The sequence below is a fragment of the Sphingobacterium corticibacterium genome (assembly GCF_004208525.1).
GTDB classification, from domain to species: domain Bacteria; phylum Bacteroidota; class Bacteroidia; order Sphingobacteriales; family Sphingobacteriaceae; genus Sphingobacterium; species Sphingobacterium corticibacterium.
In genome coordinates, this window is sequence record NZ_SGIT01000002.1 from 43268 (window position 1) to 57181 (window position 13914).

Consider the following 13914-nt stretch of genomic DNA (forward strand, 5'->3'; position numbering starts at 1 on the left):
ATAACATTATTTTTCGAAACTCCAGAAATCAAAATTGAACAGCTCACGTCCTGCTGTAAGATTTTGACCTTGAAACACAAAATAAACATCGTGCAAGCCCCGAACATTCTCAACGATTTTGCTTTCTATTGTTTTCCAAGAATTCCATCCCCCTGTACGCGGGATATCGATAGATGAAATTTTGAGACCTGCCACACTATCCAAACGTACTTCTAAAACACCACCATCCAAACCCGCTGCTACAGAAGCAGCAAAACCCGTCGGCCCTACTTGGCCGAAGTCTACCGACTGCACTTTTATAAATCCACCCGACCTAATTTTCGACACATAGACGCCTACCTCTGAATCTTCGTCCGTACTACATTTTTCAGACCACGCAATTGTCTCCGCTTCATTCCGTTCATACGGATTAATTGTGCTCAGTGGTTTTACCCCTTTGCTAATCGATATCTTCGGAATCTCGCCATTTTCACCGTATGTAAACTCTTCGACTGCAGATGATCGCCCGTAACTACCACCACCAGGTAGTAAACCTGTGTGATAAAACAGGTATGATTTACCTTTAAAGTCTATTATTCCCCCATGGTTCGTAAAGCTATTGGTCGGCTCATCGGTCATAATTTTAGATTGATAGCGCCATGGACCGGTAGGTGTATCACTGATCGCATAAGATAAACACTCTGTGCCTTGGGTCATTCCTGCGTAAAGGAGATAGTATTTTTTATCTCTTTTATAAATCCATGGACCTTCGACAAACACGTCTTCATACTGCTCGTCTTTTTGCAATACTTCGTGGCTTTTGCCTGGACGACGAAGACCGCCAAATGACTCTACGGTTTGAGGCACTTCAACAATTTCCTCCGAATAGGAGATCATATCCTTGTTCAACTTTACATAGAATAGTTTGGCATTGCCCCAATACAAGTAGGCTTGACCATCATCGTCGACAAACGCTGTAGGATCAATATTCGACCAACTCCCTGTCGTAATAAGTGGTTTGCCAAGCGCATCTTTAAAAGGGCCGGTAGGGCTATCTGCGACGGCTACACCGATCGCCATATTATTATCTATGGTTTGGGCACAGATATACCAGTAGAACTTACCATCGCGTTCCACACATTGCGCTGCCCATGCCCTATCCCTAGCCCAACTAAATGATTCTAGAGATATAGGCGCTCCATGATCTGTCCAATTGACCATATCAGCAGAGGAATACACCCTCCACTTTGTCATATAGTAAAAATCATATCCTGGAATATCATCTCCCGCATACATATATACACGATCATTATACACCATAGGCGCAGGGTCAGGTGTAAAATTTGTCTGCACAATGGGGTTTTGCGCGTGGAGCGCAAAACCAACAAGGGACATGATAAGTGTACCAAATACTTTCATAATTAATTATAAAACTCCCAATGATCTAAGAAAAAAAGATTATCTTTCTGTGCACTACTTTTGAAGCAGAAATAGAGATCATGAATACCTTTTGCTCCTTTCACATCGCATGACATTGTTGCATAGCGATCCATGCCTCCTGTATTGGTAATTTCTACGGTACCTACTAATTGGCCACGAGTGCTGCCAAGGCGAATTTCAATATAGCCTCCTTCAACGATGCTAGCAGCCGAAATAGAAAATTTCTTTGCCCCTTTACCAAAATCAACACCACGTAACAACAGCGACTCGTTATTGTCTATACCATTGAGAACAATTTTGCCATCAGGCATTTTTTCTGTTTTCAACCCATAACCCCAAGCCATGGTTTCAGCTTCCACACGCTGATAAGGATTAAATGATTCGATTTGCTCCAGTACGGTATCTGACCAGTATGGTAGTTCCTGAATGGTCCCGTCCTCATTAAACGTAATTTTAGCAGCAGAGGATGATCTTCGTTCATGATGCTTGAAGGTCTCCATGTGCATGATGTCATAATTTAACCCAAAGGCATATGTACTACCTTTGTAGTCAATGATGCCTGGATGATTTCCTCTGGAACGTTGCGTAGGCTGCATGATATATCCTTTTGTTGTCCAAGGACCTGTCGGACTATCACTCATGGCGTAACCGAGCCCTTCTGGACAGCAAGTAGAAGCGAAAGCGAGATAATAGTGCTCATTTCTTTTATACAACCATGGCCCTTCCTGATAATGCTCCGGCGTTTTCTCTAATTTGACGATATCACCGGAGTATGAAATCATATCCTCATTCAGTTTAACGTAGTACACGTTCGGATTTCCCCAATACATATAGGCTTGACCATCATCATCGATCAACACTGTTGGATCAATGTCTTCCCAATGTTCTTTTTGCCATACAAGTGGCTTATCCAGAGGATCTTTAAACGGACCGTAGGGCGTGTCAGAGACAAGAACTCCTATTCCTTGGCCATGGATCGGGCAATACATGTAGAATTTCCCGTTGCGTTCAACAACTTGTTGTGCCCACGCACCATTATCCCGCGTCACCCAACTAAAACTTTTTAATGACGCCACAGCACCATGGTCTGTCCAATTTACCATATCCGTCGATGAATACAACAACCAATCATACATCTTAAATCCTTGGGCATCATCTTCGTCATGTGTTGTATATAGGAAGACGGTATCATTATGCACCATAGGCGCTGGATCAGCAGTATATTTAGTTTGTATTAGTGGTCTTTGTGCATTAACAGTCGTTGCACCCAGACACAGAAGGCCAGTTATCAGACCAAAATGTTTTGCTTTTATAATCATCATTTTTTTAAAGTATATTCTAGTTTAATTTGAAAAATTTGTACTTTTTTCCTGCCACCGTCTCTATATCGTACTCAAATACTTCTTTCAATTCATTTCCTTTTAAAGAAGCATGTTCGGAAACCAAAACTTTCTGCCCAGGAATTGGATTGAGCAAAGCGTTTTGATTTTCTCCATCTGCTACTGACAACCCTATTCCTTTAAGAGGAACATAAGAGCGTAAGCGTAATTTCCCACCTATTTTTGAGGTGATCTCAACGGTCTGTAGTGTGCCCTGATCCCAAGTCATATTTACTTCAAACCCTCCGCGAGCAACAATTCCAGAAACAAAACCTGTATGCCAAACATCGGGAAGAGCTGGAAGTAGATGCACAGCACCGTCATGGCTTTGCAGAAGCATTTCCGCTACACCGGCCGTGAGTCCAAAGTTACCATCGATCTGAAACGGGGGATGCGCCGTAAACAAATTTGGGTACGTACGTCCATCTTTATTCTGCGCATCAGCAATTGTCAGCATATTATTGATAATCTTGTAAGCATGATTACCATCTAAGAGACGCGCCCACAAGTTTATTTTCCATCCGATGGACCACCCCGTCGCGAGATCTCCCCTGTAGTTTAGGGAATTACGAGCAGCCTCAAACAATTCTGGCGTCGTGTACGGGGATATCTGGTTACCCGGATATAAACCGTACAAATGGGAAACATGTCTATGTTCACTTTTTGGATCGTCAATATCCTCTAACCACTCTTGCAGTTGTGTAAATTTTCCGATCTGCATAGGCGGAATACGTTGAGCAACCGCTTGCAATTTTGCGCTATAAAAATCATCTTCTCCTAATATTTCGTTAGCAAGAGCAGTCCTCATCAACATATCGAAGGCCAATTGATTATCCATCGTCACACCCGCAGAAATAGGTCCATGTTCAGGTGAGATAGAAGGCGACAACACCAGCCACCCTCTATCCTTGTACTGCGGATGTTCAATTAAGGTCGACAGCAAAAAGTCAGCAGCGCCCTTCATAATAGTATATGTTTCTTTCAGAAACTTTTTATCTCCGGTGTAGAGGTAATGCTCCCAAAGATGTTGTGTAAGCCACGTGCCCCCAGTAGGCCACATCCCCGCGGCAGCAAAATCGATCGGACCCGTTACGCGCCAGAGATCCGTGTTGTGATGGGCTACCCAACCATCTGCCCCATAAAGCTTACGTGCTGTTTCTCTACCGCTCTCGGCCAACTCCTTGACCATCTTGAATAATGGTTTATGCGTATCCGACAAGTTCGTCACTTCAGCTGGCCAATAGTTCATTTCTGTATTGATATTGATGGTATATTTGCTATCCCATGCTGGATGGAGCGATCGATTCCAAATGCCCTGGAGATTTGCGGGCTGTCCGTCTGGTTGTGATGAACTGATTAAAAGATATCGACCGAATTGTGCCAATAGCGTTACTAAAGATGGATCTTGCGTTGTTTTAAAGTTTGATATTCTGTCTGTGGTTGTTTGACTACTTGACACTTCATGACTGACCAACCCAAGCTTGAAACGATCAAACTGCTTCTTGTAAAACGCCGTATGTTGCTTTTTAGCCTTGCTATAGGACTTATCTACCGCCGATTGAACCTTCGCAGCAATATGCTCAGCACGCAGATCACCTACCGTTTTATAATCTATAAAATTTGTTCCAATTCCGATATAGACTATGGCGGAAGTTGCGCCGGAAACACGAATAACACGATCATCAATTGCAGTTTTTCCATCCTGCTGCTTGACAGTTGTATGGGTCTGATACACAATCTTCCCTTCAATTCCTTCGTGCGCAGTCCCATAGCCTTCTAAAACTAAGCTGTTACCTCTTTTAAAGACTTGATGTTCTGCTGGGTTTTTGTATGCTACATTGAAATTTAACGCTCCTTTTTTACTGGCTGTAATTTTCATCACAATGACATCATCCGCAAATGAAGAAAATACTTCGCGGGTAAATGTTACGCCATCGACGGTATATCGAGATAAGGCGATAGCTTTTTCGATATCTAATTCTCGGCAATAATCTTCATAACTTTCGTGTCCGTTAAAATCCAACAACACACTACCTGCAGTCTGGAAAGGCATGCCGTGCGTTTTGGTAAAGAAAGTCTCATTCAGCAATTGATCAGCCTCATTTGCTTTTCCTTCGAATACATATCGACGAACTACTGGCAAGGCCTCCATCGCCCTTTCGTTATCATTGCGGTAAGGACCACCTCCATATATTGTTTCTTCATTCAATTGCAACTCTTCCTGCTGTGGTATACCATACACCATCGCTCCTAAACGACCATTTCCGATAGGTAGTGCTTGCTCCCAGACCCCGTCTGTAACAGGCTTATCGTACCATAATTTTAACGGCTTCGAAACCTGTGCATAGGTGGATATGGAAAAACATAAGAGAATTACAATACCAACGCTGTGGAGGAAACTTTTGCCTTTGAATAAATACATATCGCTGTAATTGTGCTAAATATTATTTAAATAAAAGTTGGGAAACCTGGTATAGATCATTTTTCCAAACGTTAAAGTCATGCCCACCTGGTTCGATATAATAGATGTGCGGCACATCATTTTTTTCTAAATACTCGTGCGTTCTTGTTGTAAAATTAATCAATCGATCTTCGTCTCCACACGACAACCATAGCAACTGTAGCTGTTCTCTCGCTTTTTTCGGATCTGGTACAAGTTCCTCAGGTTGCTTTGTATTTGGAGCAGATGAAAACCCACCTACCCAGGAGAAAACATCTAAATTTCCCAAACCAAAATTCAATGCTTGCCCACCACCCATCGATAGACCAAATAAAGCTCGGCTTGTGCGATCCGCATTGACGGCATAATGCTCTTCTACAAAAGGAATAAGATCCCTCAGCAAATCCTGTTCAAAGGTTGCGAACGCAGCAACTTTGTCTTTCTCCATAATATTGCCCGTCGCTCTATCATCTTTCATCGCACGACCATTTGGCAATACAACAATCATGGGTTCTATTTTACCTTGAGCGTACAGATTATCTAAAATAATGTGTGGTACACCATTTTTAAACCACTCCAATTCGTCGCCTCCAATGCCGTGCAATAAGTATAGCACAGGATATCTCTCTGCTGCATCATAACCGGGAGGTGTATAAATCAATGCCTTGCGCTTACTTCCTACGATTTTGGAATCATAAACGACGGTGTCAATCTTCCCCCTGACAACGCCATCCTTCTCTTTGTCGAAACCTATCGGAGCAACGGCTATTTGACCAAAAGCCTCTGTTGATAAAATCCATAGCACCATCAACATCACCGTACCTACAAATTTCATACGCTTTCTATTAATGATTTCACCATGATACGTCTATCCATTACCTTATGCACAGCAATGATAATAGCTTCGGCGTTCAAGCCATATTTTTCCATCAGCTGCTCCGGCTTTCCAGATTCGCCAAAGCTATCATCGACCGCAACATACTCTTGGGGTGTAGGAAGTTCCCTTGCCAACAGCTGAGCCACACTGTCTCCGAGTCCACCTAAGCGATTATGCTCTTCGGCAGTCACAACACATCCCGTTTTGCGAATCGATTTCAATATCGCTTCCTCATCAAGCGGTTTAATCGTATGAATATTAATAATTTCTGCATCAATGCCAAGACGTTCCAATAGCTGTCCAGCTTTTATCGCCTCCCAAACCAGATGTCCTGTCGCGACAATGGTCACATCGGCTCCTTCGTTTAAAATCACCGCCTCACCAATATTAAAACCCTGATCTTCAGGAGTAAACACAGGCACTACCGGTCGCCCGAAACGTAAGTAAACAGGCCCATCATATGCTGCAGCGGCAATCGTAGCCGCCTTCGTCTGATTATAGTCACAAGGATTAATGACTACCATCCCAGGAAGCATTTTCATCAGTCCAATGTCTTCTAAAATCTGGTGAGTTGCGCCGTCTTCTCCTAAAGTCAAACCTGCATGTGATGCCGCTATCTTCACATTTTTATTGGAGTATGCTATTGATTGTCGAATTTGATCATAGACGCGTCCAGTGGAAAAATTAGCAAATGTTCCAGTAAATGGAATTTTCCCTCCGATAGTTAATCCCGCTGCGATGCCCATCATATTTGCTTCCGCGATACCAATCTGAAAAAAACGTTCTGGAAATTCTTTAATAAAATCATTCATTTTCAGAGAGCCTATCAAATCAGCACATAGCGCGACGACACGCTTATCCCGTTTGCCAGCTTCCAGCAAACCTGCTCCAAAACCTGACCGTGTATCCTTTGATTCCGTGTAGGTATATTTTTTCATTACTTCGTTCTAATTTATTAATAATCTCCTAAAGACTCTCTATTTTGCCCAAGGGCAGATGCTAACTGATCGTCGTTTGGTGCCACACCGTGCCACTTATGCGAACCCATCATAAAATCTACACCATGCCCCATCTCCGTATGTAATAAAATGACCGTAGGCCGACCATTACCGGATAATTCTTTCGCCTTATATAGACCATTAACAACAGACTGCATATGATTGCCACGTTCAATGTCTAGCACATTCCATCCAAACGCCTCCCATTTACCACGAAGGTTGCCGAGTGAGAGTATTTCTGCCGTTGGACCGTCAATTTGGGCGCCATTATAATCGACGATTGCGATAAGGTTATCCATCTTATTGTGTGGCGCATACAGTGCTGCTTCCCAGATTTGACCTTCCTGCAGCTCTCCATCCCCCATCAGTACAAAAATGAAGCTATCATCACTATTCAACTTTTTTGCCTGAGCGGCACCGATTGCAACAGATAAACCTTGCCCCAAAGAGCCCGACGAAATACGAATACCAGGAAGTCCTTCGTGTGTTGTTGGATGTCCTTGGACACGTGAATTTATTTTCCGGAAAGTAGCGAGCTCTTCGACAGGAAAGTAACCCGACCGACCTAGCACACTGTAGAATACGGGAGATATATGGCCATTTGATAGAAAAAAAAGATCCTCACCGATTCCATCGACATCAAATCCTTCTTTTCTATCCATAACCTCAAAATAAAGCGATACCAACAACTCCGTACATCCTAAGGATCCCCCTGGGTGTCCAGATTGACAAGCATGTACCATCCGTACAATGTCACGTCGAACCTGTGACGCAATTTCTTCTAAATTATGTATACTATTCTTCGTCATCACCATTTCTAAATATTTTGTTCTGCTACACGTTTATGATCGGCTAAAAATTTTGCTAAACCACTTTCGGTCAGCGGATGCTCTAATAGGCTTGCTATTAAAGATAAGGTCTTGTCATCACATGCGCTCCAATCTTTACAAAGCCCAGAAGATGAATTCGTTGTCACGCCATCAAGCACGCCTAAATATTGCGCCTGTTGAATTTGGTCAGGGTGTGCTGTGTCTATAAAAAATTGCATATTATAATTAGATATTATTTTCTAGTACGTATTTCTATTGGCTACTGGAATAGCGTCCTATGCTCTAAGCCTATAAATTCAGAACAAGATATGCTATCCCCACTTAAATTATTCAGCTAGCGTATGGCTAAACTACGAACTTACTTCGTTGGAAACGAAGTGACAATGTCTTTAATTGATAAAAAACAGAGTTAATGATAAATAAAAGACATAATATGAAATAAACAGAAAGCGATTTGAAACATTTATTTAGAGAAAACAAATACTTCTTATCTTAATTCCAATTTGATAAGGCAAATAGCAACACCACTTAAAATAAACATTAAAACATTGATAATAAACAAATTAACAAAACATGTTACCAATAGAAATCAGAATGAAACACAAAAATTTTAGTGCTTGAAATGTTTTAATGACATTTACCATCCAATAACCAACACATATTTTGTTGCTAACATAGAAAGAACCTAGAGGTAGCTCTTTATTTTAGAGACAAGATTGAATGTAAATGTAGAGAGGAAGTAATACATAACTAATTTCATACAAACCATTTTTAAACAGACGATATGCTTAACACAAACAGTCCATGAGAATTTTCGTATAAATCACGATGTACAAAGGGCAGGAAAACTTGCTAACCGTTGCCTTCTTTTAAACTTTTTTTTTATAATCAATTAAAATAAACTATGATGACAGAATCTACTAATTCTCCTTGGAGATATTGGCGGTGTGTGGAGCGTTTATCCTACCGATCAGTGATCAGCCTTTTTGTCGGGTTACTGAGCTCCATAACGATTGCCTTTGCCCAAAACACGCGTACGATACGCGGTACTGTTGTAGACCAAAATCAAGTTCCCATAGAAAACGTAAACCTTACCATAATGGGATCCCGCAACAGTGTTTTTACCGACACGGACGGAAATTTCATCTTAAATCAAGTGTCCAATAATGCAAAAGTACTGGTTGTTTCTAAAGTTGGGTACAATCGCTCTGAAGTCACCTTAGGAAACCAAACGCAACTACGCATCGTATTAAACGATTACGCTATTGATATCGAAGAAACCGTCGTTGTTGGATACGGGACGCAAAAGAAAGAAAGCGTTGTAGGCTCTATTGTGCAAACAACAGGCGAAGTGCTCCAACGGACGGGCGGTGTCACCAATCTAGGCCAAGCGCTTACCGGGAATCTTCCTGGCTTAGTCACAACATCATCGACCGGTATGCCCGGCGCTGAAGATCCACAAATCCTAATCCGAGCGCAAACCTCGTGGAACAACAGCAGCCCGCTCATTCTCGTAGACGGTATCGAACGTTCCATCAGTTCGGTAGATATCTCGTCAGTGGAGAGTATATCTGTCTTAAAAGATGCTTCTGCGACAGCTGTATTCGGCGTAAAAGGTGCAAATGGTGTCATACTTGTGACAACAAAACAGGGGAAAAAAGGAAAAGCGAATATTCAAATCCGGTCAAATATGACTGCCAAAGCCGCTTCTAAACTTCCTGAAAAATACGACTCATTTGACGCCCTACTACTAAAAAACGAGACCATAACACGTGAAATGTTGCTCAAAGGTGAAGCTTGGAACTCCTACAGACCACTCGCTATACTAAACAAGTATCGCAACCCGGCTACCGATGAAGAAAGAGACCGATATCCAAATGTAGATTGGGAAAAGGAGCTATTTAAAGACCATGCCCTATCCCATAATACAAGCGCAAGTGTATCTGGAGGTTCCGATTTCGTTACGTATTTCGCAAACGTCGATTTTGTGTACGAAGGAGACTTATTTAAGACCTTCCAAAATGGGCGTGGTTATAATTCAGGTTATGGGTATACCCGTACAAATGTTCGTAGCAATCTCAATTTTAATCTGACCGAAACAACGACTTTCTCTACCAAATTATTTGGTTCGAATGGCGTACGAAAGGTGCCTTGGGGTGCTTCAGATAATGATGCAGGATTTTGGGCTTCGGCTTATCGAACTTCTCCAGATGCCATGTGGCCGATCTATTCCGATGGAACTTGGGGTTATTACGCACCAAAAAATGCGGATGTACCCAACTCGGTTTATACCTTGGCCATGTCTGGTATTGAGAAAAAAACGAGAAATCAACTGACAACCGATTTTACCTTGCAACAAGATTTGAAAATGATTCTGTCTGGATTAAATGCCAGGGTCAATTTTTCACTTGATAATACATTTCAAGAAATCGATCGTGGAATCAATGACCTGTACAACGGTGCGCAGCGTAAATGGGTAAATCCTGAAACCGGTGAGATTGATTATGCGGAAAAAATAAATACGGGCACTCAACTAGACTACACAGATGGCGTTCGTTGGTCTACCGAATCGGGAGCCGTAGATATTGGCGCCATGTATAGAAGAACCAATTATTCTTTTCAACTCAACTACGCGAATAAATTCGGAAAGCATGATGTATCCGCAATGGGATTATTTATGCGGGAGAAATTAGCCACAGGAAGTATGTTTGCTCGCTTCCGGGAAGATTGGGTATTTCGGACAACCTATAATTATGATTTACGGTATTTTTTGGAAGTAAACGGTGCATATAACGGCTCTGAACAATTCGGGCCGGATTACCGTTTTGATTTTTTCCCTTCCTTTTCTGCTGGGTGGACCTTATCCAATGAGCGGTTCTTAAAAAATCAGTCTATCGTCAACCTATTAAAAGTGCGCGGTTCTTGGGGAAGAATTGGTGACGACAATGTGGACGGACGTTGGCTATATGCTGATCAATGGGCTTTTGGTGGAAACAGCGTCATGGGCGATATCCCTACCAATACACCTTATTCCTATTACAGAATTACCCAGCTGGGAAATCCTAACATTGCGTGGGAAACAGCAGAAAAACGAAATATTGGGATTGACTTTGGCTTTCTAAGCAATAAAATAACCGGTAGTGTCGATTTTTTCAATGACCATAGAACCGACATCATTATTGCTGGTGGATCGCGCGCGATTCCTTCTTATTTTGGGGTAAGCGCACCACGTGCGAATCTAGGAGAGGTAAAAGGTAAGGGGTACGAAATTGAATTAGGTTTAAACCACACGTTTAGCAATGGACTCACGTTGTGGGCGAACACGAATATGACCCACGCGGTCAATACGGTAATTTTTAGGGATGACCCACCGCTCAGACCTGATTACCAAAGAAATGCATTCCATCCACTAGGACAAAGCCGAAGTTATCAGGATCACGGATTTTTACAGAGCTGGGACGATGTCCTAGGGAGTACCCAACGTAATGTCAACAATAATGATAAATTGCCAGGTGACTACAATATTATTGATTTCAACGGAGACGGAGTAATCAATGATCAAGATGTGATTGCCTACAAGTATTCCTCTTCTCCTCAAAACACCTACAATGCCTCGATTGGTTTAGAGTGGAAAGGCTGGAATCTTTTTTTCCAATTCTACGGAGTGAATAACGTCACGCGCGAAGTTTCCTTCCCTACCTTTCACTCCACATCGAACGTAGCCTTTGTAGAAGGCAGTTATTGGAATCTGGATCGCGGCGGAGATATTCCATACCCTAGGTGGACCACTACACTCGGCCCGGAAGCATCTGGTACCCGTTATCAATATGATGGTTCCTATGTGCGTCTTAAAAATGCAGAGTTAGGATATAGGTTAGCCGGAAATTTCACCAAACGCTTCGGCATCAATAGCTGTAGAATTTACCTCAATGGCAACAACCTGTTCTTATGGACAAAAATGCCGGATGATCGTGAATCTAATTTCGCTGGCAACTCAAGTTTTGGCGCATATCCGACTATGCGACGCGTGAACTTAGGCTTGGACATTACCTTTTAAATGAATTAAAGATGAGAAATCGTTATAACAAAATACTTGTCACTGTTTTTTTAATTTTTACGGTGACCGGTATTGTGTCGTGCAAGAAGTATCTTGACAAGGCACCAAACAGTGATATTGAAACCGCGGAGGTTTTTAAGAATTTTAGAAATTTCCAAGGGTTTACAGAAGAACTATATAATTGCATTCCGTTGGTTTCCGCCTCCGAATACCACAATAATTGGAATTTTGGTGAGGATGAATACTGGGAAATCGGCGAGACACGGCTCATGGCCAATGCGGTCGATCAGGGCGACTACTGGGGTTGGAACACTCGTTACTATAGTTGGTTCAAAACCGGTGGCAATCCACAAACCGATGAAAGGTTCCAAAAGGGTAATCTATGGGGCCTATCTTGGTACGCGATACGGAAGGCGAATGTAGGAATTGCCAATCTAGATTTAATGCAGGATGCCACCGCTGAGGAGAAAAATCTGATAGCCGGCCAGTTGTACTTCTTTCGCGGGTGGTTTCATTTTATGCTGATGCAGTATTGGGGCGGCCTACCGTATATCGACACAGCCCTCCCCAGCGACGAGACCGTAGCCGTACAACGACTTGGGTATAGAGAAACAGCAGACAAAGCAGCTTTTGATTTTCAAAAAGCGGCGGAACTGCTTCCCGTCAATTGGGACGAGACCACAGCGGGACGACAAACCTTAGGGAACAATAATTTTCGGACAAATAAAATTATGGCGCTTGCGTATCTCGGTAAAAATTATCTATGGGCAGCGAGTCCCTTGATGAATAAAGAGTTGACAGGTAGTACTTCTTACGACACGGAATACGCAAAAAAAGCAGCAGATGCGTTTACTCAGGCACTACAAATAATCGAATCAACCAATCGATACGAGCTGGCCACTTTTTCACAATACACCCAACTATTTTATACCCATAACCAAAATGGAAGACTGCCTGGCTTGAAAGAAGCTATTTTTGTAGAAAACTTGACTCAAAGCAACGGTCGCTGGCGGTGGAATCAAGTAAACGACTACCGTCCGACCACCATTAACGCATCAGGGATAAAGGTATATCCAACAGCAAACTACGTCGATTACTATGGCATGGCTAATGGACTTCCCCTACCTGCGGACGTCAGTCAAAGCGATCCCGAATCTGGTTACGACTCGGAATATCCATGGCGAGACCGCGATCCACGCTTTTATCATGATATCATCATCGACGGAGAAAGGTGTGTTTCGCGTGCAGGTAGTGTCGCGAGCAACGAATTTAGGCAATACGCCAGCTTATTCACCGGAGGTTTTTACCGCACCAATGATCCCGCAAAAGCTGTCGTAACCGGCTATATGAATTCCAAATTCACGAACAAACTAATGAACGATCACGACGGTTTTATGGAAAACAACATATTTGTACTTAGTTTCATGCGTTTGGCGGACGTGTACCTCATGTATGCGGAGGCCACTGCGGTAGGATACGGCAGTCCGCAAAGCCGCGTAGGCAGCTATACACTAACAGCGGTTGAAGCCGTAAACAAAATCAGGCAACGTGCAGGTGTAGATCCTGTAAACGAAAAATTTTTAAGTTCAACCAATGCCTTTATGAGCGAAGTGCGCAGGGAACGAGCTGTAGAACTTGCTTTCGAAGGGCATCGATTCGTGGATCTGCGCCGATGGCTATTATTAACTGAACATCCCTACAACGTAAAAAAAGCTGTACATTTTGATCGTGGCATGCCCAATGAGCAAGTTTACGCAGACCCGAGGAATGCAAGAGTATTGAATTTTAGGCAAACGGTGGTAGTCGAAAGGAAGCTCGAACAAAAACATTATTGGTTTCCGTTTCTTCGAAGCGACGTGACAATGTATGAAGGGTTTCAACAAAACCCAGGTTGGTAATTTAACTTAAGAGGAA

At 42.6% G+C, this 13914-nt stretch carries 9 protein-coding genes; 2 read left to right on the top strand and 7 right to left on the bottom strand.

Annotated features, from left to right (window positions below; translation table 11 throughout):
* Window positions 1-6: 6 nt before the first annotated feature.
* From EWE74_RS08895 to EWE74_RS21295, 7 genes are read right to left on the bottom strand one after another with little or no spacing between them, the layout of a single operon-like run.
* Window positions 7-1398, bottom strand: a complete 1392-nt coding sequence (locus EWE74_RS08895) for a glycoside hydrolase family 43 protein (protein ID WP_130141217.1) — start codon at window positions 1396-1398, stop codon at window positions 7-9.
* A gap of 2 nt (window positions 1399-1400) precedes the next feature.
* Window positions 1401-2741: a glycoside hydrolase family 43 protein gene (locus EWE74_RS08900; protein ID WP_239018605.1), complete on the bottom strand. Its 1341-nt coding sequence runs from the start codon at window positions 2739-2741 to the stop codon at window positions 1401-1403.
* Between the two features lie 16 nt (window positions 2742-2757).
* The gene (locus EWE74_RS08905; RefSeq protein WP_130141218.1) at window positions 2758-5220 is read right to left on the bottom strand and encodes a glycoside hydrolase family 95 protein; all 2463 of its coding nucleotides are present in this window, start codon (window positions 5218-5220) and stop codon (window positions 2758-2760) included.
* 22 nt (window positions 5221-5242) lie between these two features.
* Window positions 5243-6073: an alpha/beta hydrolase gene (locus EWE74_RS08910; RefSeq protein ID WP_206365193.1), complete on the bottom strand. Its 831-nt coding sequence runs from the start codon at window positions 6071-6073 to the stop codon at window positions 5243-5245.
* A complete protein-coding gene (locus tag EWE74_RS08915; protein WP_130141219.1) occupies window positions 6070-7053 on the bottom strand; it encodes a transketolase family protein in 984 nt (327 codons plus the stop codon). The genes EWE74_RS08910 and EWE74_RS08915 overlap by 4 nt, the downstream gene beginning before the upstream one ends.
* A 17-nt stretch (window positions 7054-7070) precedes the next feature.
* Window positions 7071-7928, bottom strand: a complete 858-nt coding sequence (locus EWE74_RS08920; protein WP_394343220.1) for a transketolase — start codon at window positions 7926-7928, stop codon at window positions 7071-7073.
* A gap of 2 nt (window positions 7929-7930) precedes the next feature.
* On the bottom strand, window positions 7931-8161 hold the full coding sequence (locus EWE74_RS21295; RefSeq protein ID WP_239018606.1) for a beta/alpha barrel domain-containing protein: 231 nt from the start codon (window positions 8159-8161) through the stop codon (window positions 7931-7933).
* A gap of 686 nt (window positions 8162-8847) precedes the next feature.
* Between EWE74_RS21295 and EWE74_RS08930 the strand changes: the two genes are divergently transcribed.
* Together EWE74_RS08930 and EWE74_RS08935 are read left to right on the top strand one after the other, a co-directional pair.
* Window positions 8848-12000 carry a SusC/RagA family TonB-linked outer membrane protein gene (locus EWE74_RS08930; protein WP_239018607.1) on the top strand — a complete coding sequence of 1051 codons (3153 nt, stop codon included), beginning with the start codon at window positions 8848-8850 and terminating at the stop codon, window positions 11998-12000.
* A gap of 11 nt (window positions 12001-12011) precedes the next feature.
* Window positions 12012-13898: a RagB/SusD family nutrient uptake outer membrane protein gene (locus tag EWE74_RS08935; protein WP_130141220.1), complete on the top strand. Its 1887-nt coding sequence runs from the start codon at window positions 12012-12014 to the stop codon at window positions 13896-13898.
* The last annotated feature ends 16 nt before the right edge of the window (window positions 13899-13914 follow it).

Excerpts from the sequence above, each read along its gene's own strand:
- EWE74_RS08910 (WP_206365193.1), bottom strand. The coding sequence starts at position 6,073 with ATGAAATTTGTAGGTACGGTGATGTTGATGGTGCTATGGATTTTATCA.
- EWE74_RS08920 (WP_394343220.1), bottom strand. The coding sequence starts at position 7,928 with ATGGTGATGACGAAGAATAGTATACATAATTTAGAAGAAATTGCGTCA.
- EWE74_RS08930 (WP_239018607.1), top strand. The coding sequence starts at position 8,848 with ATGATGACAGAATCTACTAATTCTCCTTGGAGATATTGGCGGTGTGTG.
- EWE74_RS08935 (WP_130141220.1), top strand. The coding sequence starts at position 12,012 with ATGAGAAATCGTTATAACAAAATACTTGTCACTGTTTTTTTAATTTTT.
- EWE74_RS08915 (WP_130141219.1), bottom strand. The coding sequence starts at position 7,053 with ATGAAAAAATATACCTACACGGAATCAAAGGATACACGGTCAGGTTTT.
- EWE74_RS08900 (WP_239018605.1), bottom strand. The coding sequence starts at position 2,741 with ATGATGATTATAAAAGCAAAACATTTTGGTCTGATAACTGGCCTTCTG.
- EWE74_RS08905 (WP_130141218.1), bottom strand. The coding sequence starts at position 5,220 with ATGTATTTATTCAAAGGCAAAAGTTTCCTCCACAGCGTTGGTATTGTA.
- EWE74_RS21295 (WP_239018606.1), bottom strand. The coding sequence starts at position 8,161 with ATGCAATTTTTTATAGACACAGCACACCCTGACCAAATTCAACAGGCG.
- EWE74_RS08895 (WP_130141217.1), bottom strand. The coding sequence starts at position 1,398 with ATGAAAGTATTTGGTACACTTATCATGTCCCTTGTTGGTTTTGCGCTC.